General features: G+C 73.1%; 22 protein-coding genes. 14 read left to right on the plus strand and 8 right to left on the minus strand.

All coding sequences use genetic code 11. The features are described 5' to 3' along the window. The first annotated feature begins 30 nt into the window (after positions 1–30). Genes FB388_RS03415 through FB388_RS03425 form a run of 3 tightly spaced genes read left to right on the plus strand, consistent with a single transcriptional unit; the run spans position 31 to position 2,497 of the window. Complete coding sequence (locus tag FB388_RS03415; RefSeq protein WP_142096754.1) at positions 31–1,221, plus strand: Tm-1-like ATP-binding domain-containing protein; 1,191 nt, start codon at positions 31–33, stop codon at positions 1,219–1,221. Continuing rightward, positions 1,218–2,048 carry a phosphoenolpyruvate hydrolase family protein gene (locus tag FB388_RS03420; RefSeq protein ID WP_281290376.1) on the plus strand — a complete coding sequence of 277 codons (831 nt, stop codon included), beginning with the start codon at positions 1,218–1,220 and terminating at the stop codon, positions 2,046–2,048. Before FB388_RS03415 ends, FB388_RS03420 begins: the two co-directional genes overlap by 4 nt. Positions 2,049–2,056: 8 nt before the next feature. Beyond that, on the plus strand, positions 2,057–2,497 hold the full coding sequence (locus FB388_RS03425) for an SRPBCC family protein (RefSeq protein ID WP_142096759.1): 441 nt from the start codon (positions 2,057–2,059) through the stop codon (positions 2,495–2,497). Positions 2,498–2,511: 14 nt separating this feature from the next. On the opposite strand, the gene FB388_RS03430 is transcribed toward FB388_RS03425, so the two are convergent. Further along, positions 2,512–5,262 carry a helix-turn-helix transcriptional regulator gene (locus FB388_RS03430; RefSeq protein ID WP_142096763.1) on the minus strand — a complete coding sequence of 917 codons (2,751 nt, stop codon included), beginning with the start codon at positions 5,260–5,262 and terminating at the stop codon, positions 2,512–2,514. A gap of 99 nt (positions 5,263–5,361) precedes the next feature. Here FB388_RS03430 and FB388_RS03435 point away from each other — a divergent pair, with 99 nt between their 5' ends. From FB388_RS03435 to FB388_RS03455, 5 genes are all read left to right on the plus strand, one after another. Further along, entirely contained in the window at positions 5,362–6,921 is a 1,560-nt protein-coding gene (locus FB388_RS03435; RefSeq protein WP_142096765.1) for an AMP-binding protein, read from the plus strand. Between the two features lie 12 nt (positions 6,922–6,933). Further along, positions 6,934–7,389, plus strand: coding sequence for a barstar family protein (locus FB388_RS03440; RefSeq protein WP_246121552.1), 456 nt, complete (start codon positions 6,934–6,936; stop codon positions 7,387–7,389). Further along, complete coding sequence (locus FB388_RS03445; protein ID WP_142096768.1) at positions 7,386–7,799, plus strand: guanyl-specific ribonuclease; 414 nt, start codon at positions 7,386–7,388, stop codon at positions 7,797–7,799. The genes FB388_RS03440 and FB388_RS03445 overlap by 4 nt, the downstream gene beginning before the upstream one ends. Continuing rightward, complete coding sequence (locus FB388_RS03450) at positions 7,777–8,283, plus strand: SixA phosphatase family protein (RefSeq protein WP_246121554.1); 507 nt, start codon at positions 7,777–7,779, stop codon at positions 8,281–8,283. Before FB388_RS03445 ends, FB388_RS03450 begins: the two co-directional genes overlap by 23 nt. A gap of 120 nt (positions 8,284–8,403) precedes the next feature. Next, complete coding sequence (locus FB388_RS03455; RefSeq protein ID WP_142096771.1) at positions 8,404–9,243, plus strand: DUF1707 SHOCT-like domain-containing protein; 840 nt, start codon at positions 8,404–8,406, stop codon at positions 9,241–9,243. A 7-nt stretch (positions 9,244–9,250) separates the two neighbouring features. Here FB388_RS03455 and FB388_RS03460 read toward each other — a convergent pair whose 3' ends face one another. Both FB388_RS03460 and FB388_RS03465 read right to left on the minus strand, forming a co-directional pair. After that, positions 9,251–9,625: a hypothetical protein gene (locus tag FB388_RS03460; RefSeq protein ID WP_246121556.1), complete on the minus strand. Its 375-nt coding sequence runs from the start codon at positions 9,623–9,625 to the stop codon at positions 9,251–9,253. Further along, complete coding sequence (locus tag FB388_RS03465) at positions 9,622–11,583, minus strand: M13 family metallopeptidase (protein ID WP_142096774.1); 1,962 nt, start codon at positions 11,581–11,583, stop codon at positions 9,622–9,624. The genes FB388_RS03460 and FB388_RS03465 overlap by 4 nt, the downstream gene beginning before the upstream one ends. A 131-nt stretch (positions 11,584–11,714) precedes the next feature. Between FB388_RS03465 and FB388_RS03470 the strand changes: the two genes are divergently transcribed. The 5 genes from FB388_RS03470 (at position 11,715) to FB388_RS03490 (ending at position 13,961) form a co-directional block, all read left to right on the plus strand. After that, positions 11,715–12,155, plus strand: a complete 441-nt coding sequence (locus tag FB388_RS03470; RefSeq protein ID WP_142096777.1) for a PepSY-like domain-containing protein — start codon at positions 11,715–11,717, stop codon at positions 12,153–12,155. 67 nt (positions 12,156–12,222) lie between these two features. Next, positions 12,223–12,630, plus strand: coding sequence for a PPOX class F420-dependent oxidoreductase (locus tag FB388_RS03475; RefSeq protein ID WP_211361743.1), 408 nt, complete (start codon positions 12,223–12,225; stop codon positions 12,628–12,630). Between the two features lie 44 nt (positions 12,631–12,674). Continuing rightward, positions 12,675–12,884 carry a dodecin gene (locus FB388_RS03480; RefSeq protein ID WP_142096780.1) on the plus strand — a complete coding sequence of 70 codons (210 nt, stop codon included), beginning with the start codon at positions 12,675–12,677 and terminating at the stop codon, positions 12,882–12,884. A 48-nt stretch (positions 12,885–12,932) separates the two neighbouring features. Beyond that, positions 12,933–13,265 carry a TfoX/Sxy family protein gene (locus FB388_RS03485; protein ID WP_142096782.1) on the plus strand — a complete coding sequence of 111 codons (333 nt, stop codon included), beginning with the start codon at positions 12,933–12,935 and terminating at the stop codon, positions 13,263–13,265. Positions 13,266–13,358: 93 nt separating this feature from the next. Beyond that, positions 13,359–13,961 carry a DUF5134 domain-containing protein gene (locus tag FB388_RS03490; RefSeq protein ID WP_142096785.1) on the plus strand — a complete coding sequence of 201 codons (603 nt, stop codon included), beginning with the start codon at positions 13,359–13,361 and terminating at the stop codon, positions 13,959–13,961. Between the two features lie 4 nt (positions 13,962–13,965). On the opposite strand, the gene FB388_RS03495 is transcribed toward FB388_RS03490, so the two are convergent. The 4 genes from FB388_RS03495 to FB388_RS03510 form a co-directional block, all read right to left on the minus strand. Continuing rightward, positions 13,966–14,739 (minus strand): aminotransferase class IV, encoded by a 774-nt coding sequence (locus FB388_RS03495; RefSeq protein ID WP_142096788.1) that lies wholly within the window; start codon positions 14,737–14,739, stop codon positions 13,966–13,968. 10 nt (positions 14,740–14,749) lie between these two features. Then, positions 14,750–15,658, minus strand: a complete 909-nt coding sequence (locus FB388_RS03500; RefSeq protein WP_142096791.1) for a TIGR03564 family F420-dependent LLM class oxidoreductase — start codon at positions 15,656–15,658, stop codon at positions 14,750–14,752. Positions 15,659–15,745: 87 nt separating this feature from the next. Next, complete coding sequence (locus FB388_RS03505) at positions 15,746–16,726, minus strand: ABC transporter substrate-binding protein (protein ID WP_142096794.1); 981 nt, start codon at positions 16,724–16,726, stop codon at positions 15,746–15,748. A gap of 9 nt (positions 16,727–16,735) precedes the next feature. Beyond that, positions 16,736–17,149: a DoxX family protein gene (locus FB388_RS03510; RefSeq protein ID WP_211361744.1), complete on the minus strand. Its 414-nt coding sequence runs from the start codon at positions 17,147–17,149 to the stop codon at positions 16,736–16,738. A gap of 82 nt (positions 17,150–17,231) precedes the next feature. On the opposite strand from FB388_RS03510, the gene FB388_RS03515 reads away from it, so the two are divergent. Further along, on the plus strand, positions 17,232–18,092 hold the full coding sequence (locus FB388_RS03515; protein WP_142096801.1) for a LysR family transcriptional regulator: 861 nt from the start codon (positions 17,232–17,234) through the stop codon (positions 18,090–18,092). Here FB388_RS03515 and FB388_RS03520 read toward each other — a convergent pair whose 3' ends face one another. Next, positions 18,093–19,346: an FAD-binding oxidoreductase gene (locus FB388_RS03520; protein WP_142096804.1), complete on the minus strand. Its 1,254-nt coding sequence runs from the start codon at positions 19,344–19,346 to the stop codon at positions 18,093–18,095. It abuts the gene before it with no gap. Positions 19,347–19,761 lie beyond the last annotated feature (415 nt).

The following is a 19,761-nucleotide window of genomic DNA, read 5'->3' on the forward strand; positions in this document are numbered from 1 at the left end:
CGGGCCGGAGGTGCGCTAAGAACTTCTCGTATGGCCCTCGCCTACGTCATCGGCACGTTCGACACGAAGGGTGCGGAGCTGGGCTACGCCGCCGAGCGCCTGCGGGCGGCGGGCGCGGGGGTCGTCACGGTCGACGTGTCCACCCAGGGGCGGGACGGGCCGGCCGACGTCCCGCCGGACGAGGTGGCGGCACACCATCCCGACGGCGTGGCCGGTGTCTTCACCGGCGACCGCGGCAGCGCCGTCGCCGCGATGGCGGTGGCCCTCGAGCGGTTCCTGCTGAGCCGGTCGGACGTCGGCGGCGTGCTCGGGCTGGGCGGCTCGGGCGGCACCGCGCTGGTCACGCCCGCGATGCGGGCGCTACCGGTCGGGGTCGGGAAGATCATGGTCTCGACGGTGGCGTCCGGGAACGTCGCGCCCTACGTCGACGCCTCCGACGTCGCCATGTGGTACTCCGTCACCGACGTCGCAGGCCTCAACCGCATCTCGCGGCGAGTGATCGGCAACGCCGCCCACGCGCTCGCGGGCATCGTCACGCACGAGATCCCGGCCGCTGAGGACCGGCCCGCGGTGGGGCTGACGATGTTCGGGGTCACCACGGCGTGCGTCACCGCGGTCACCGAGCGGCTCGGTGGCACCGTCGACCCGCTGGTCTTCCACGCCACCGGCACCGGCGGTCGCGCCATGGAGAAACTGGTCGACGACGGCCTGGTCGGCTCGGTACTGGACATCACCACCACCGAGGTCTGCGACCTGCTCGTCGGCGGGGTCTTCCCGGCCACGGACGACCGGCTCGGCGCGATCGCGCGCACCGGCGTGCCGTACGTCGGGTCGTGCGGCGCGCTGGACATGGTCAATTTCGGCGCGCGTTCGACGGTGCCGGCGCAGTTCGCCGATCGCACGTTCTACGAGCACAACCCGCAGGTCACGCTGATGCGCACCACTCCGGAGGAGTGCGTGGAGTTCGCCCGTTTCATCGCGCGGGGGCTCAACGCGTGCGAGGGGCCGGTGCGCTTCCTGCTGCCGGCAGGCGGGGTGTCCGCGCTGGACGCGCCGGGGCAGGCGTTCTGGGACCCGGAGGCGGACGAGGCGCTCTTCGCCACCCTCGAGGCAGAGGTGCGCCAGACCGAGCGGCGGCGCGTCGAGCGCCTGCCGCACCACATCAACGACCCCGAGTTCGCCGACGCGTTGGTGGACGCGTGGCGGGAGGTGCAGAAGTGAGGTTCGCTCGCGCGGAGCTCGTCGAGAAGTTCCAGGACATGGCCCGGCGCGGTGAGCCGATCGTCGGCGGCGGCGCGGGCACCGGGCTCTCGGCCAAGTGCGAGGAGGCCGGCGGCATCGACCTCATCGTCATCTACAACTCGGGTCGCTACCGGATGGCCGGCCGCGGCTCGCTCGCCGGTCTGCTCGCCTACGGCAACGCGAACGAGATCGTGGTGGAGATGGCCGCCGAGGTGCTGCCGGTCGTCCGGCACACCCCGGTGCTGGCCGGCGTCAACGGCACCGACCCGTTCATGATCATCGACCGGTTCCTGCGCGAGCTCGCCGACCTGGGTTTCGCCGGCATCCAGAACTTCCCGACCGTCGGCCTGATCGACGGGGTGTTCCGGGCCAACCTGGAGGAGACCGGCATGGGCTACGGCCTGGAGGTCGACCTCGTCGCGGCCGCCCGCGAGGCCGACCTGCTGACCACTCCGTACGTCTTCTCCGCCGACGACGCCCGCGCGATGACCCGCGCGGGCGCCGACATCATCGTCTGCCACATGGGCCTCACCACCGGCGGCTCGATCGGCGCGGAGACGGCGAAGTCGCTCGACGACTGCGTCACGCTGATCGACGAGTGGGCCGCCGCCGCTCGTGAGGTCCGCGACGACGTGCTGGTGCTCTGCCACGGCGGCCCGATCGCGATGCCGGACGACGCGGCGCACGTGCTGGAGCGCACGAAGAACTGCCACGGCTTCTACGGGGCCTCCTCGATGGAACGGCTGCCCACCGAGAAGGCGCTGACCGAACAGACCCGCGCGTTCAAGACCCGTCTCACCAAGTAGGAGCTCCCATGCCCCGTGCGTATGCCAGTGGTGTCGTCCCCGCCTCCGCGGACGCGGTCTGGTCGCACATCCGCGACTTCGACAGCCTGCCCAAGTGGCATCCGGCGATCACCGCGAGCGAGCTGACCTCCGGGACCGGCGCGGAGGTCGGCGCGGTGCGGAAGCTGACGCTCGGCGACGGTGGCATCGTCGTCGAGCGGCTGCTGGTCCTGGACGACCCGGACCGCAGCCTCACCTACGAGTTCCTGGAGAACCCGTTCGGCGCCCGCCGCTACGTCGCGACGCTGCGGGTGGCTCCGGTGACGGCCACCGGGGAGGCGTTCGTCGAGTGGTGGGCGGAGTTCGACGCGGACGCGGCCGACGAGAAGCGGCTGACCGACTTCTTCGCGGACGGGGTGTACGGCGGCGGCATCGGGGCTCTGCGGGAGCATTTCGCCGCGGCGGGCTGAGGAGGCGGAGGCGTTCACCGGGTTTCCCTCGCCAGCTCGGTGCGCCGGGTGATCCCGAGCTTGCGGTACGCCGCGCCGAGGTGCGTCTCGACGGTCTTGGTCGTGACGAACAGGGTCTGGGCGATCTCGCGGTTGCTCAGCCCGTCCCGCGCGAGCTGGACGATCCGGCGTTCGCTGGGGGTCAGCGCGTCCCACCCGGTCGTCGCGGGCCGGCGGGGCCGGGCGCCGCAGGCGGTGAGCTCCTCGCGGGCGTGGGCGACCAGCGCGGCGGCGCCGCACGCATGCGCCTCGTGCATGCCGTGTTCGAGGATCTGCCGAGCGTCGGTGCGGGAGTTGGCCCGCCGCAGCGCCGCACCGAGGCTGACGGTGGCGCGGGCGTGATCCAGCCGGGCCGGCGTGGCGGCCAGCACCTCGACGGCCTCCCGCAGGGTGTCCACCGAGTCGTCGACCAGCCCACGGGCGTTGAGGGCCAGGCCGAGCGCCCGCGGAGCCGCGAACCGCCGGGCGAGGAGCACGGCCTCGTCGGCGACGTCCCGTGCCTCGCCGAGGCGCCCGAGCCGACGCAGCACCGACGCGGCGGCCGGGCGCCACGGCACGAGCCCGGGGTGGTCGAGCTGGCGCTCGGCCCGGCCGCCGGCCGCGCGGAGATCCGCCAGCGCCTCCTCCGCGCGACCCTGTGCCGCCCGCAGGTGCCCGCGCGCCTCGAGGAGCACCGAGAGGTTCGCCGGCACACCGCTGCGGCACAGCACGTCCTCGGCCTCGGCGAGCTCGCCCCGCTCGACCAGGCAGCGCACGAGCCACGCCACGGTCCACCGGCGCGCCGACGGGCCGGCGGCCTCCTGGGCGATCCGGTCGGCGAGGCGGGCATCGGCCTCGGCGTCGGGGACCATCCCGAGCCGGTGGTTCAGCATCGCGCGGAACGTGGTGGCCTCGCCGAGCTGCAGGAGTGACCCGTGGTGCCGCGCCACCGCGATCACCCGGTCGAGCGTGGTGCGGGCAGGCCCGACCCGGTCGAGGGCGAGCAGGACGTTGACCGCAGCGGCGACGAGGCCGAGCGTGGGCCCGTCGATGTCGTTCGCCACGGCGGCCGCGCGTACGGCCAGGTCGGCCGCCCGGTCGGCGGTCGGCGCCCCGCCCAGCAGCGCGTCGAACGCCAGGACCAGCAGGACGTTCGCGCCCGCTGCGCCGCCCGCCGCGGCGCGGGGTTCGAGGGCCCGGGCGCGGGCGATCATCTCCGCCCGGCGCCCCGGATCCAGCCAGCGGACGAACACGGCCTCGGCCTCGACCTGGTACCGCAGCCCGTCCTCCAGCTGGTCGAGCCGGTCGTCCACTTCCGCGAGGAAGCGATCCGCGGTGCGGAAGTCGGACGCCGACCGCGCAGCCCCGGATGCCACGAGCGCGACGCGGGCGCGGAACGCGGTGTCCGGGGTGAGCTCGAGTGCCTCGGACAGGGTGGCGAACGCGTCGGGTGCCGAGACCTCCAGCTGGGCGGTTCCCAGTTCGAGCCGGATCTCGGCACGGACGGCGGGGTCGGGCGGCTCGGCGAGTGCGCGGCGCAGGTAGGCGACGGCGGTGGCCGGTGCTCCCTTCCGGAGCGCGCTGCGAGCGGCATCGCGCAGCGCCGCCACCACCCACGGATCGCCGAGTCGCTCGGTGGCCATGAGGTGACCGGCCACGCGCTCGGGGTCGGCGCCCTCCGCGTGGAGGCGCCGCGCGGCGTCGAGATGGCCGTGGTGCCGCTCGCCGGGCGTCATGTGGTCCGCGACGACCTGTGCCACCAGGGGATGGGTGAAGGCGAGGGGTCGCACTGGCACGAGCAGCCCGGCCGCGGCCAGCGCGTCGGCCGCCTCGGCCGCCTCGTCGTGATCCAGCTCGGCGAGCGCCGCGACGTGTCGCAGCTCCGCGTCCGGGCCGAGGACCGCGACCGCCCTCGCTGCCGCTGCGGACGCCGGCGGGAGCCTGCGCAGCCGGGGCAGCACGGACGTCGCCACGATCGCGGGGGCCCGATCGTGCACGGCGGCGACGCGGTCGTCCGGTGGCGCATCACCGACGGCGTCGACGAGGGCGAGCAGCAGCATCGGGTTGCCGCCGCACGCCTCGTGGCACGCCGCGCAGAACTCCGGCGTCGGGGCCGTGTAGCGCGTGCGGAGCAGGGCATCGCTTCCGGCACGGGTGAGCGGGCCGGGGCGCAGCACCGTGGCCACCGGTTCGGACCGGATCGCGGCGAGCAGACCTGAGGCGGACCCACCGGCCTCGGGGCGAGCCGCGACGACGAGACCGATCGGGAGGTCGGCGATGCGGTGGGCCAGGTAGGCCAGCGCCCGCAGCGACGGCTCGTCGGCCCAGTGCGCGTCGTCGACGATCAGGACGAGCGGGTCCTGGTCGGCGAGGTTCACGGTGAGCCAATACAGGCCGTGCAGGCGTTCGGCGATGCCGGCGGGGCTGCCGGGTTCCCCCAGGACGATCACCGGGGCCGCCAGTCGGGCAGGCCCCGCGAGCAGCTCCGCGGCACCGCCGGTGGCCAGCACCGGCTCGAACAGCGCGCGCACGAGCCCGAACGCGTACTCCCGCTCCACCTCGCCGGCCCGCGCGACGAGTGGGCGCAGGCCCACGGCGCGCGCCCGCTGAGCCGCCGCGTCGAGCAGGCGGGTCTTGCCGATCCCCGCCGGGCCCTCGACGAACAGGACCCGGCCCAACCCGCCGGCGACCGCGTCCACCAGGGCGTCGACGCAGCCGAGCTCCGCCTCCCGTTCGAGCAGCACCATCCGCCACCACCCCCGAAATCCCGGGGTCCCACCCCGAGGCGATCTCACGCCTCGCTCGGGTTGTGTTCGACGCACGATAGCCCGCGCGAGGGAGGCACGATGATCATCACGAGTGCGTTCGCAGATGTCGACGTCCCCGACGTCGCGGTGCCCGAGTACGTGCTCGCGCACGCACCGGAGCGGGAGGCGAAACCCGCGATCGTGGACGGCGCGAGCGGGCGTGCCCTCACCTACGCGGACCTGGTCGCCGGCGTCCGCCGCTGCGCCACGGGCCTGGCCGCCCGCGGCCTGCTGCCGGGCGAGGTGTTCGCGATCATGATGCCGAACCTCCCCGAGTTCGCGGTCGCCTATCACGGCGCGCTGACCGCAGGCGGCGTCGTGACCACGCTGAGCCCGCTCGCCACCGTCGACGAGGCGGCGTACCAGCTAGCCGACACGTCCGCCCGGTTCCTGCTCACCGTCCCGCCCTGCCTGGAGATCGCGCTCGCCGCCGCCGAGAAGGCCGGCGTCGAGCGGGTGTTCGTGCTCGGCGCGACGGCCCCCGGCGCCTCGGCGTTCTCGGAGCTGCTCGGGCACGGCGACGCCCCACCGGCCGTGCGCATCGACCCCTCCCACGACCTGGCCGCTCTCCTGTGCTCCAGTGGCACCACCGGCTGGCCGAAGGGCGTGATGCTCACCCACCGCGCACTGGTCGCCGCGCTGGTGGAGCTGGACCGGCTCGCCCCGTTCGGCGAGCAGGAACGGCCGATCTGCCCGATCCCGTACTTCCACATGGCGGGCCAGGCGGTCGGCATGAACAAGGTGCTGCGGGCCGGCGCCACCGTCGTCACCATGTCCCGCTTCGACGTCGAGTCGTTCCTCGCGTTGATCCAGCGGTACCGCGTGACGACGGTGCTCGGCGCACCGCCGATCGTCCTCGCGCTGGCGAAGCACCCGCTGGTGGACCGCTACGACCTGTCGTCGCTGGAGAAGGTCGTGTGCGGGTCGGCGCCGCTGTCCGCGCAGATGCAGACCGCGTGCGCGCAGCGCCTGGGCCGGTTCGTGGGACAGGCCTACGGGCTCACCGAGACCGGGTTGATCATCTCCGCCTCCCCGCACGACGGGCGTCCTGCGCGGCCCGGATCGGCCGGGATGCTCGTGCCGAACACCGAGGCCCGCGTGGTCGAGCCCACGACGGGCGCCGAGCTGCCGGCCGGCGAGGTCGGCGAGCTGTGGGTGCGCGGCCCGCAGCTGATGACCGGCTACCTCGGCAATTCGGAGGCCACCGCCGAGACGCTCGACACCGACGGCTGGCTGCACACCGGTGACCTCGTCCGCATCGACGCCGACGGCTGGCTCTTCGTCGTCGACCGGGTGAAGGAACTGATCAAGTACAAGGGCCACCAGGTCGCCCCTGCCCAGCTCGAGGCGTTGCTGGGCGAGCACCCGGCGGTCGCCGACTGCGCGGTCATCGGGCGCCCCGACGAGGTGGCGGGGGAGATCCCGGTGGCCTATGTGGTGCGGCGACGCGAGGTCGACGCCGACGAGCTGATCGGCCACGTCGCCGCGCGGGTCTCGCCATCGCGTCGCGTGCGCGCCGTGGTATTCGTGGACGAGGTCCCGCGCTCCCCGGCCGGCAAGATTCTCCGCAGGGTCCTCGCCGGCCGCGAGCGTTCGTGATCGAATAGCCGGATGGACAGGCTGCGGGTCGCGTCTCTCCTCCCCGGCCTGACCGGCCGTGGGGTGCTGCTGGCCGCACCGGTTGACGCCGACCACGTGCGCAGGACCCTCTCCACGAGCGGGTTCGCCGTGGCCGAGGTCGCCGGTCCGGCTGCCGGGATGCGCGAGGCGCAGGCGGCGATCGCGCGGGCGCTGCGACTGCCCGATACGGCGGGGCGCAACCTGGACGCGTTGGTCGACTCGCTGCGCGACCTGGCCACGTGGTGGCCCGACGACGAGCGGGTCGCCCTGCTCTGGCCCGGCGCCGAGCAGCTGGTGGAGGGTGATCTCCCCGGCTTCCTCACGCTGACCGAGATCCTGCGTGCCGCCACCGACGACCTGTGGCGCGGCGGCGGCACCGGCGACCGCCAGTTCGAGACGGTCGCGTTCGTCCGTCGCCACGGCGTTCGGGCGCTGGGGGAAGCATGATCCGCGCGGTGCTCGCCCTGCTGCTGGCCGTGTTCGCGCTGGCCGGCTGCCAGGCGGCACCGAGTTCTGCGCAGCCCGCGACCAGCCTGCCCGCCTCAGCGGCGGCCGCCGCCGTCCCCGCGTGCACGAAGGATCTGCCGCCGGAGGCGCGGGAGGTGGTCGAGGACGTCGAGGCAGGCGGTCCGTACGAGTACCCGCGCAACGACGGCGTCACGTTCGGCAACCGCGAGGGCCTGCTGCCCGACGAGGCTCCCGGCTACTACCGCGAGTTCACGGTGAGGACGCCCGGCGCGAGCAACCGCGGGGCCCGCCGGATCGTCACCGGTGGGCCGGACGAGCGCGACCCGGAACACTGGTACTACACCGACGACCACTATGAGAGCTTCTGTGAGTTCACCCCACAGCCCTGACGCCCCGCGCCGGCTCGTGGTGCTCCGGCACGCGAAGTCGGACTGGCCCGACGGCGTGCCCGACCCGCAACGGCCGCTGAACGCTCGCGGCCGCCGGGATGCGCCCGCCGTCGGGCGCTGGATCCGGGACCGGGTCGGGCCCCTCGACGCGGTCGTGTGCTCGCCCGCCATCCGCACCCGCCAGACGTGGCGGCTGCTCGCGGCCGAGCTCGACGCCCCGCCCGATCCGATCGTCGACGACCGCGTGTACGCGGCGCCGGTCGAGACGCTGCTCGCCGTCGTGAGGGACATTCCCGAGGACGTCGGCACCGCGCTCCTCGTGGGCCACAACCCGGGTGTCGCGGGCCTCGTCGCCGTGCTGACCGGCGAGGAGGTGGAGATGAAGACGTCGGCGATCACGGTCCTCGGCCTCACCGCCTCCTGGGTGGACGCGGCGCCGGGCGGTGTGAGCCTGATCGACCACGCCACACCGCGCGGGTCCTGACGCCGGCCTGGGCAGCGGCCCCGCGCACAACGGCGGGCGCGCGGCGGAGATCGTGCGTCACCTGGCGGAGCTGGTCCGGCCCCGCGGCACCGGTGCGCCCGGTCTGGCTACGATCCGCCGGTGTCGTCCGCCCGGTCGCCCAGGACGAGGGCGCGCGATCTCGACCGCTCCGAGGTGTGCGGGCTGCTCGACACCGCCTACGCCGACGGCCAGCTCGACGCCGAGGAGCACCGCTCCCGCACCGGCGCAGCCACCGCGGCGAAGACCCTCGGCGAGCTGCGGGAGCTCGTCGAGGACCTGCAGCTCGAGAAGCCGATGCCGGAGCTGCGGGAGCGCGCCCCGCAGCGGCCGGTGCGACGTCGGAGCCGCGTCGTGGGCGCCGTTGCCGTGCTGGTGCTGCTCGGCGCCGGGTTCGGCATCGGACGGCTGACCTCGCAGGCGCCGTCCCCGGTGGGCCCGGACGGCACGCCCGTCGCGGCGGGGGGACCGGCCGCCGCACCGATCGTCATCGGTCCGACCGCCCTGCACACCCCGGCCGGCCTGCGCAAGCTCATCGACGGTGTCCGGACCGAGCTCGGCACCACGCTCGTCGCGGACCTCACCGTCTACCCGGACTACGCGTCGATCGACATGCCGGTACCGGATGCTCCGGCCCGCGCGCAGAGCTATCACTACAAGGGCGGGTTCGACGGCCCCAGCAGCGCGGGCCACCGCGACCCCGACGACCCGCTCGTGGACCTCGCGGCGATCGACGTCGACAAGATCCTCGGGCTGCTCGCCGGCGCCGCGGAGAGCCTGAACGTCGAGAACCCGACCGTGCACTACATGATCGTCCGGGACATCGGCACGGGACCGGAGGTCGCGATCTACGCGACCAACAACGACACCGGCCAGTCCGGTTACCTCGAGGCGAAGCCCGACGGGACGGTCATCGGGGTGCACGCGCACGAGCCCGGTTGAGCCGGGGTCACTCGGCGAGCCAGCCGTACGCCGTCTGCCGGGAGATGCCGAGCGCCTTGGCCATCGAGCTGATCTCCAGCCCCTGCTCCTTCCCGGCGGACAGCAGCTCCCGCTGGCGCCCGCGCAGCTCCTCGATGCGGTCGGCGACCTCCCGCATCTGTTCGAGCAGCGCCTCGGCCTCCGGCCCGGCCCCGGCGCGGCTGCGCCCGACGCCGGGTCGCGGCCACCCGCGCACCTCGTCGGCGTCCCACCTCTTGCGCCCCTGCGCGTCGGGCTCCGCGAGCGGCTGCGGAGCCTGGCCGCGCGAGACGTAGCCGAGCCAGGTCGCCGGCTTCACGCCCCACGCGGCCGCGCACTCGGCGCTGGTCCAGCTCTCCGTCACCAGATGCGCACCCGCTCCTCCGGCGCCCGGTACAGCGCGTCGGAGGGCTGCACGTCGAACGCATCGTGGAAGGCGTCGATGTTGGAGATGACGGCGTTGCATCGCAGGTCGGGCGGGGAGTGCGGGTCGACGGCGAGGCGCCGGATCGCCTCGGCCTCGCGGGTGACGATCCGCCACACCTGCGCCCAGCCGATGAGCACCCGCTGCAGCCCGGTGAATCCGTCGATCACCGGCGCCTCCTGGCCACCGAGTGCGATCTTGTAGGCCTTGATCGCGATCGTCAGCCCACCGAGGTCGCCGATGTTCTCCCCGACGGTGAGCGCGCCGTTGACCTTGTGGTCCGGCAGCCCGGCGGGGGAGAGCGCGCTGTACTGGTCGATCAACCCCTTGGCGCGGCGCTCGAACTCGGCGCGGTCGCCCGGCTCCCACCAGTCGGTCATGTTGCCGTCGCCGTCGTACTTGGAGCCCTGGTCGTCGAAACCGTGCCCGATCTCGTGGCCGATGACTGCGCCGATGCCGCCGTAGTTGGCCGCGTCGTCCGCCTCCGCGTCGAAGAACGGCGGCTGCAGGATCGCGGCCGGGAACACCACCTCGTTCATCCGCGGGTGGTAGTAGGCGTTGACGGTCTGCGGCGTCATGAGCCACTCGTCGCGGTCCACCGGCTTGCCGATCTTGGAGAGCTGGAAGTCGGTGTACCAGGCGCCGGAGCGCAGTGCGTTGCCGAGCAGGTCGTCGGCCCGGATCTCCAGCGCCGAGTAGTCCTTCCACTTCTCCGGATAGCCGATCTTCGACCCGAACTTGGCGAGCTTGGCGAGCGCGCGCTCGCGGGTGGCCGGGCTCATCCAGTCCAGCTCGCTGATGCTCTGCCGGTAGGCCTCGACGAGGTTGGCGACGAGCTCGACCATCCGCTCCTTCGCGGCGGCGGGGAAGTGCCGCTCGACGTAGAGCTTGCCGACCGCCTCCCCGAGCGCGCCCTGCACGACGCCGACCCCGCGCTTCCACCGATCCCGCAGCTGCGGCGTGCCCGACAGCGTGCGGCCGTGGAAGTCGAAGTCCTCCTCGACGATCTCCTCCGTGAGGTAGTCGGCGCATGCGGCGGCCGTGTGGATCGCGAGCCACTCCTGCCACTGCGACAGCGGCCGCTCGGCCCACAGCTTCGCGGCGGCGACGACGAAGGTCGGCTGCCGCACGACGATCTCGTCGAAGGCGCCGTCCGCAGCGCCGAACTCCGCGAGCCACGGATCCCAGTCGAACTCCGGCGCGTTCTGCCGCAGCGCCGGCAACGTCATGAGCGTGTAGGTCTTCTCCGCGTCGCGGTTGGTGACGCGGTCCCACGAGACGGCGGCGAGCGCGGTCTCGAGGTCCAGCACGCGCTCGGCGAGCCCGGCCGGGTCGGGCAGCCCGACGAGCTCGGCGAGGCGCGTCAGGTGCGCGACGTACTTGGCGCGGATCTCGGCGTAGGCGTCCTCGCGGTAGTAGGACTCGTCAGGCAGGCCCAGCCCGGACTGCTCGAGCTGCACCAGGTACCGCGTGGCGTTCTTCGGGTCCGTGGAGACGAACGCGGCGAACAGCGCGGTGCGGGCCTCCCGCTGGCGGCGGCCCAGCACCGCGGCGAGCGCCGCCTTGTCCCCGGCGCCCGCGACCTCGTCGAGGAGCGGCTTCAGGGGCGCCGTACCGAGCGCCTCGATCCGCTCGACGTCCATGAACGACGCGTAGAGGTCGGCGATCTTGCGGGCGTCGGTGCCCGGCTCGCCGGCCGCCTCCTCGATGATCGCGAGCACGTCCTCCTCGGCCTTGTCGTACAGCGCTCGGAACGCGCCGTCCTGCGCCCGGTCGTCCGGGATGACGTGGGTGCGCAGCCACTGGCCGTTGACGTGGGAGAACAGGTCGTCCTGAGGGCGGATGGCGGGGTCGACCCAGCGCAGGTCGAGCCCCGAACGGAGAGCCGAGGTCGTCACAGCCGTCCATCATGCCCGTGTTCTGACGGGGAGGATGGACACCGATCGGATCGCAGGCGTGTTGCTCGGCGTCACGGTGGACGACCTCACGGCCCTGGCCGCGAAGATCGTGCAGCGGCATGATCCCGGATGTGATCACTGATCTCCGCGGCTACCTGCGGATCGCGGCGACGGCGCTGGCCGTCGCGAGCCTGACGAGCTGCAGCGCTGCCCCGAGCTCTGCGCAGCAGGCCTTCGACCAGCGCTACCCGGCATTCGACGTCGTGACGTGGGAGCGGCAGCCCTACGGCTGGGAGGCCGCCTTCGGTGGCGACGACGGCGCGTACGAGGCCGAGTTCGACTTCTCGGGACGGTGGCTGGAGACCGAGGTCGAGGTCGTGGACGCGGCGGGCTTCCCCGCCGCCGTGCGCCAGGCGGTCCACGGGGTGACCGGTGGCGTGCACGTCGACAAGTGGGAGATCGAGGTCACCCCCGCGGGGGAGTTCTACGAGGTGGAGTTCCTCGGTTCGGACGGCGAGTACTACTTCGACGCCGCCGGGCGGCCGGTGGACAACCAGTTCGAGGACGCCTGAGCGCTGCGGGAATCGCGGCCCGTCCCGGTGATGTTGGAAAGCGACGACCGAGCAGACAGGAGACCAGGTGACCACTGCGACCGAGATCATCCCCGAGGAGTTCCGCGACCTGCTGGAGCGGCCGCTGATCGCCGACCTCGCGACCGTCCGCGAGGACGGCACCCCGCAGGTCAACCCGATGTGGTTCGCGTGGGACGGCGAGTTCATCCGCTTCACGCACACGAACTTCCGCCGCAAGTTCCGGAACATCCAGGCGAACCCGGCCGTGGCGATCTCGATCGTGGACGCGGAGAACCCGTACCGGTACCTCGAGGTGCGCGGTGTCGTCGAGCGGATCGAGCCGGATCCGACGGGTGCGTTCTACGTCGAGCTGGCGAAGCGCTACGACGCCCCGTTCGGTACGAACGCACCGAAGGACGCGCCCGACCGCGTCGTCGTCGTGGTCCGGCCGACGGCCGTCGGGAAGCGCGGATAGCGCAGGAGCTGGGAAGGCTGCGGTCGGCGTGGTTCGCTACACCGATGGACCACGTCTACCGCGTCACCGAGATCGTCGGCAGTAGCTCCAACAGCGTCGATGAGGCGATCCGCCACGGGATCGGCCGAGCCACCCAGACCTTGCGCAACGTCGACTGGTTCGAGGTCACTGAGATCCGCGGGTCGGTGCAGGACGACCAGCTGACCTACTTCCAGGTCGGCATGAAGGTCGGGTTCCGCCTCGAGGACGGCTGACCGGCCGCGACACCGCTGGTGTCGGTGGTCGGGCGTAGCGTCCCGGCCGTGGCGTACGACGAGGATCTCGCGGAGCGGATCCGCGACGTTCTGCTGGGCGAGCCGGAGCTCGGCGAGCAGAAGATGTTCGGCGGGCTCGCGTTCCTGCTCGGCGGCAACATGGCGGTCTGCGCCAGCCGCGAGGGCGGGATCCTGGTGCGCATCGACCCGGCCGAGCGCGAGCACCTGCTGGCCACCACCGCCGCGTTCCCGATGGTGATGGGTGGCCGCACCATGAAGGGGTTCCTCCGCGTCGAGCCCGACGACCTGCGAACTGAGGAGCAGCTCGCCGCGTGGGTCGAGCGCGGGCGCAGCTACGCGCGCAGGTTGCCGGCGAAGTAGGGACCGATTGACGCAATCCGCGGGTTGCGATAGCGTTCGTATAGCAACAAGTTGGTTGCTATACGAACGTACGCGCTCCCGTGGGAGGTCCGGGTGTCCCCTTCCCTGGTCTCGGCGCTCGCGTTCACGGCGGCTTTCGGGGTGTCCGCGCTGTCCTCGTCGGTCCGGCTGTTCGGGCCGGCCCCGGTCTCCGGCGGCGGCCGGATGGCCGCGCTGTCGCACCTACTGATGAGCGTCGCGATGGTCGGGATGGCGTGGGGGTGGCCGGCTCCGGGCACGCCGGCCGGCGTCGCGCAGCTCGCGATGGTCGGGCTGCTCGCCGCCCTGTTCGTTCGACGTGTCCTGCATCCCGCGGGGAACGGACGGGCCGGCGACGCCCGTCACCTGCTCGTTCTGGTGGCGATGGTGTGGATGCTCGCTGCGATGCCCTGGGCGATGGGCACCGACCCCGCATCCCACGACGCTCCGGTCCCGGCCTGGATGCAGGTGGTCACCCTCGCCATCCTGGTGCTGCTCGGCAACGCCGCGCTCGCCTCGGTGGTCGAGGAGCACCGGAGCTCGCCGGTTCTGGTCGCGGCCGGATCGCGCGCGGGAAGGGGCACGAGGCCCGCGCAGCCCGTCGGGTCCCGGCTCGATACCGCAGGCCACGTCCTGATGAGCGGTGGGATGGCCGGGATGCTGCTGACGATGCTGTGAGCGGTCAGCTCGCCTCGATGCGCCGCCGCAACGCCTCGGCGGCCGCCGCCGTCCGTGGTCCGGGAGTGGCGGGGAGCGGCCGGCCGTCGATCGCGGACACCGGCTGGACCTCGCGCGTCGTCGAGGCGAGGAACGCCTCCTCCAGCTCGACGAGCTGGTCGCAGTGCAACACCCGCGCGGTCGCGCCGGTCAGCTCGAGCACGTGGCGCCGGGTGATCGAGTCGAGGATGTGGTCGGCGAGCGGCGGGGTGTGCAGGCGGCCGTCGAGCACGTAGAAGAACGCCGACGTCGGGGCTTCGAGCACGCGGCCGTGCGGCGTCACCAGCAGGGCCTCGTCGGCGCCGCCCTCGCGCGCGACCCGGGACGCCAGCATGTTCGCCGCGTAGGACAGCGACTTGACGGCGTCGAGCACCCGCGTCGGGGCGTACTGGATGGTCCCGAGCGTGATGGCGGGCGGCCGCTGCGGGAGAGGGCCGACGATCACGACCCGCCGCCCGCCGCGCGTGATCAGCAGCCGGAGCGCACCGTCGACGGCCCCTACCCGTTCCAACAGCGCGTCGACCTCGGCCAGCGCGGCGTCCAGGTCGAACTCCAGGCGGACGTTGGCCGCCGAACGCTTCAGGCGCTCGACGTGCTCGTCCCACGCGAACGGCCGGCCTGCGTAGAGGCGGGCGACCTCGAACACGCCGTCGCCGCGCAGCAGGCCGTCGTCGGTGACCGGGATCCTCATCTCGTCGGCCGGGCCGATGGTGCCGTCGACAGATGCCAGCTCGTCCACGGCGGGAAGCCTACGTTCGGCAGGTCAGCAACAGGGCCCGGCTGCGGGCGCGCTGCTCACTCGACCCGAAAGTGGCCCCCACGAACTCGTCGACGCCCGCCGCCCGCAGCTCCTCGATCCGCTCGGCGACCTCGGACTCGGTGCCGATGAGCGCGGCGTCCTCCGGCCCGGCCCAGCCCTCCCGGTCGAGCATCGCGCGGTACGAGGGCAGCTTGCCGTAGATCGCGTACTCGGACGCTGCGTGTGCGCGGGCGGCCGCGGCGTCGTCGGTGACGCAGGTCGGCAGCGCGGTGACGACCTCGACCGCCCGCTCGCCCGCCGCCTCGCGAAGGGTCGGGCGGACGTGCTCGGCGACCGTGCGCGGCCCCGTCATCCAGGTGACCGTGCCGGCGGTGCGCCTGCCCGCGAGCTTGAGCATCTGCGGGCCGAGCGCGGCGATGTAGACGGGCGGCGTCGGCGCGTCGGGGATCCGCAGCGCACCGCGCGTGCTGGTGAACTCGCCGGTGGCGTCGGCCTTGTCGCCCGCGAGCAGCGGGAGCAGCCCGTCGAGGAACTCCGACATGCGCCGCACCGGCCGGTCCCAGGACACGCCCCAGGTGTTCTCGGCGACCACCTTGTGGCTCAGCCCGAGCCCCATCACCAGCCGTCCACCGGAGATCAGGTTGACCGTCAGCGCGCGCTGAGCCAGCTGCATCGGGTGCTGCACCTGGATGGGCAGCACGCCGGTGGCGACCTCGATCCCGTCGACCTCCCGGGTGGCCACCGCCATGGTCGTGAGGAGGTCGGGCTCGTGGGGCAGCTGCGCGGTCCACAGCCGCGTGAAGCCCTCGTCGCGCACGCGGCGGAGGTACTCCACGTAACGGTCGACGGGAGAGCGCCCGCCTCCATCGCCGAGGAACCCGAAAACGCTGATCCGCATGGCGCCACCTTGCCATCGCGGCGCCGCATCCGAATCCGATTACTGCGGCTCGGACACGTTCGCCCCCGGATGGGTGCCGCGTAGGCGTCAGCGAGGCCCGAGCGCCGTCCACTGGTCGACGAGGGCATCGAGCACGGAGGCGTAACCCTGGAACCCGTACGACCCCACCGACTCCTGCGAGTTCACCTTCACCACGCGCCCGGCCTGCACGGCGGGCAACGTCGGCCAGAGCGGCGAGCCCTCCAGTTCGGCGAGCGCGGCCTCGCCCGCAGCGCCGGTGTTGTGCATGACGACGATCGTCTCGCCGGTGATCTGGCCGAGGTTCTCCGGGCTGATCAGCACGAGCTCGTCGCCGGACGGCTCGCCGATGGCGGACGCGATGTCGGGCACGAGCCGCCCGCCCGCTTCGGCCAGCCAGCGGGCCACCGACGACCCGGCCGGCTGGTACACGCGGAACTGCTGCCCGCCGATCCCGAGCACCACCGACACGTCCCCGATCTCGCCGATCTCCCGCAGGCGCACGGCGCGGCGCTCGTCGAACGCGCTGATCACGGCTTCTGCCTCGGCCTCACGCCCCAGGGCCGCCGCGATCGCGCGGAGGCTCACCGCGGCGTCCGTGAAGTCCACGTCGACGGCAACCGTGGGCGCGATCGCCGACAGCGCTGCGTACTTCTCGTCGATGCCGCCGGTCCAGCCGATCACGAGGTCGGGCCGCAGGGCGGCGACGGCCTCCAGGTTCGGGTCGTCCGCACTGCCCGCGACCGGCAGGACCGCCACATCGCGGGCCTGCTCGGCCACGAGCGGCGGGAACGGCGTGCCGATGATGCTCTCGTAGGTGAGGGCGCCGATCGGCGTGACGCCGAGTGCGAGCAGGTGGGGGAGCGCGGCCCGGCGGTCGAGCGCGACCACGCGGGTGGGCGCGAGCGGTACCTCGGTGGTGCCGAGCGGGTGATGGACGGTGCGGGTCGCCGGCGCAGCTGGCCGGTCCGTCGTGGCGCACGCGGACAGGAGCCCGGTGGCGGCCAGGATGGCGAGGAACTCCCGGCGGGTGGCGTCGGTCGAGGGCATGGCGGGAGATTAAGTAAGGCTCTCCTTGCTTGTCGAGTGTGGATTCGTCGTCTCCCGCCGCCGGCCCCATGCGACGACGAGGGCGAGCGCCGCGAGCAGGACGTTGAACGGCGTGTCGGCGGCTTCCCCGCGGGAGAGGTGGAAGGCGATCGCGCCCACCTGCAGCGCCGCACACCCGAGCGCCGCGAGGACGGTGAGTCCGGGTGCGACCCCGGTGACGGCGGGAAGCAGGATGCCGAGGCCGCCGAGCAGGTCGAGCAGCGCCGTCGCGTACAGGAACGGGGCGGGAACCTCCCCGGCCCAGGGGAAAGCGGCAGCGATCTGCGGGATCGGGGTGAGCAGCTTCCACAGGCCGGTGCCTGCGAAGACGAGGAACAGCAGGATCTGGACGGCCCACAGGCCGATCCGAAGGGGACGGGACACGCGACCACTCCAGCGCGGAGCGGCCGCCACGTGCCAACACCTCTTCGGGTCGCCCGATACCGCGCCGGTATGTTCGCTGGTGATGGATCTGCGGCTGCTTCGCTACTTCGTCGCGGTCGTGGAGGAACGCCACATCGGGCGCGCCGCTGCCCGGCTCCACATGACCCAGCCGCCGCTGAGCCGGGCCGTCAAGCAGTTGGAGGCGGAGCTGGGCGCCGTGCTCCTGCACCGCACGGCGAGCGGAGTCGCGCCCACCGCCGCGGGCGCCGCGCTCTACGACGAGGCGCGCACCCTGCTCGCGCAAGCCGACCAGCTCCGCATCCGCGTGGCCGCGGCCGCAGGCGCCGCAACGATCACGATCGGCACCCTGGCCGACAGCGCCGAGCAGGCCGGGACCCGCCTCGCCGCCGCGTTCCACGAACGGCACCCCGGCGTCGACGTCCGCATCAGGGAGGCCGACTTCGCCGACCCGACCACCGGCCTGCGGGCCGGCCTGGTCGAGGTCGCCCTCACCCGCGCCCCGTTCGAGGACAGCGGGATCAGCACCCTCGTGCTGCGCACCGACCCGGTCGGCGTGGTGCTGCGCACCGACGACCCGCTCGCCCGCCGGGATACCCTGAGCCTCGGTGACCTGGCCGATCGACGGTGGTTCCGGCTGCCCGACGGGACCGATCCCGTCTGGCGTGCCTACTGGGATGCCGGCGAGGTCCGGGGCGACGGTCCCGTGGTGCGGACCGTCCACGAGTGCCTGCAGGCCGTTCTCTGGAGCGGGACGGTCGGGCTGGTACCGCTCGGGCACACGCTCCCCGAAGGACTCACCGCCGTGCCCTTGCTGGACATGCCCCCGAGCCGCCTCGTCGTCGCGTGGAACGAGGCCGACGCCAACCCGCTCGTCCGCTCGTTCGTCCACATCGCCGCGGCCCTCTACGGTCGCTCCTCGTGATCAGCCGAGCGGCGGGATGTTGTGGTTGCGGTGGAAGAAGTTCGCCGGGTCGTAGGCGGTCTTGATCTCCCGCAGCCGCCGGTGGTTCTCCGGCGTGAACGCGGTGTGCGTCAGCGTCGTGTCGTGCAGGAAGTTGAGGAACGACCCACCGGTGGCCGACGCGGTGATCGCGTCGGCGGCCTGCGCGGCGATCTTCATGACGAACCGGGCGTCGCGGTGGCTCACCGGGCCGGGGTCGTCGTGCGCGGGCCGCGCGATCGCGCCGCCCCAGTGCTTGACCTCGACCGGCACCCCGCTCCGGACGACCGCGGCGATGGTGTCCTCGGAGAGCTCGTCGAACATCGCGAACGTGATCGGCGGCGTCCCCCCGATCGTCGAGATCTCGGAGTAGCGCATCTCGCGGAACCGGTCCACGACCGGCGTGCCCGCGGCGTCGAGGAGCGGCTGCAGCGCGGCCCGGCCGCCCTCGCCGGCGTAGACGCCACGGACCACCAGCGACTCCTCGCTGACCACCACCGAGACCGACAGCTCGTCGGGCAGCTCGTGGTCGGCCAGGTACCGAAGCGCGCGCTCGGCCCCCTCGACCGGGAACTCGGCCCAACCGCCGTAGACGCTCGGCACCGGGTGGAGCTGGAGCTCCAGCGAGGTGACGACGCCGAAGTTGCCGCTCCCGCCGCGGATGGCCCAGAACAGGTTGGTGTGGTGCTGCCGGTCGGCGACGACCACGCGCCCGTCCGCCGTGACGAGCTCGGCCCGCAGCAGGCTGTCGGCGGCGAACCCGTACTTGCGCGACAGCCAGGACAGCCCGCCACCGAGCGTGTATCCAACGACGCCGACCGACGGCGTGTCCCCGGAGAGCGGCGCGAGCCCGAACGGCTCGGCGGCGGCGATCACCTCGCTCCACCGCACCCCCGGCCCCACCCGCGCGATGCGGCGGTCGGGGTCGACCAGCACCTGTGCCATCCGCGAGGTCCGCAGCAGGATGCCGCCGTCGGGAGCGACGACCGTGCCGTGGCCGGTGGACAGCACCGTGAGCGGCAGGCCGTGGCGGCGGGCGGCGCGGACGGTGGCCTGCACGTCGGCGACGGTCTCGGCGTCGACGACGGCATCCGGCGCGCCGCGGAAGCTGTCCCGCTGCCGCTCGTACTCGGCGTCGCCGGGCAGGTGCAGAGGGCCGGTCAGCGTGGTCTCCAGCTCGTGCGCGATCTGGCCGAGGCTCGGTGCCTGCGCCAGCTGCTGCGTCGGGGTGCTCATCGCACGGCCTCGCTGCGCTCGGCCGGCGCGTCGCGCAGGCGCTGTGACATTGATTCGCTCGCAAGCTCGCTCATCGCCATCTCCTCGGACCGTCTCGTCGCCGGTGATGACCGGCGCCCGGTCCGGAACTGATCGGCCGGGTACGAGAAGGCTGGTCCGAGGGGGCGTCGAGGGCGTCCGACCGGTGTCGGCTCCTCGGCTACGTCGCCGCGCCCACGCCGATGGGGCGGCCTACGCCGCTGGGCGTAGCCGCTCATGCCGGCGATCCTCGCTTGGCATTCGACGAAAGGTGCGCTCGCTGACAGTTGGAGCTGGAGATGATCGGTACGCTCGATGCGACTTCACGGCATCGCTGATTCGCGCACGGGGATGGGACGGTCTATGTGGAGTACGTGGCTCGCTCTTCGACGAACAG

It is taken from the genome of Pseudonocardia cypriaca, assembly GCF_006717045.1.
Classification (GTDB): domain Bacteria; phylum Actinomycetota; class Actinomycetes; order Mycobacteriales; family Pseudonocardiaceae; genus Pseudonocardia; species Pseudonocardia cypriaca.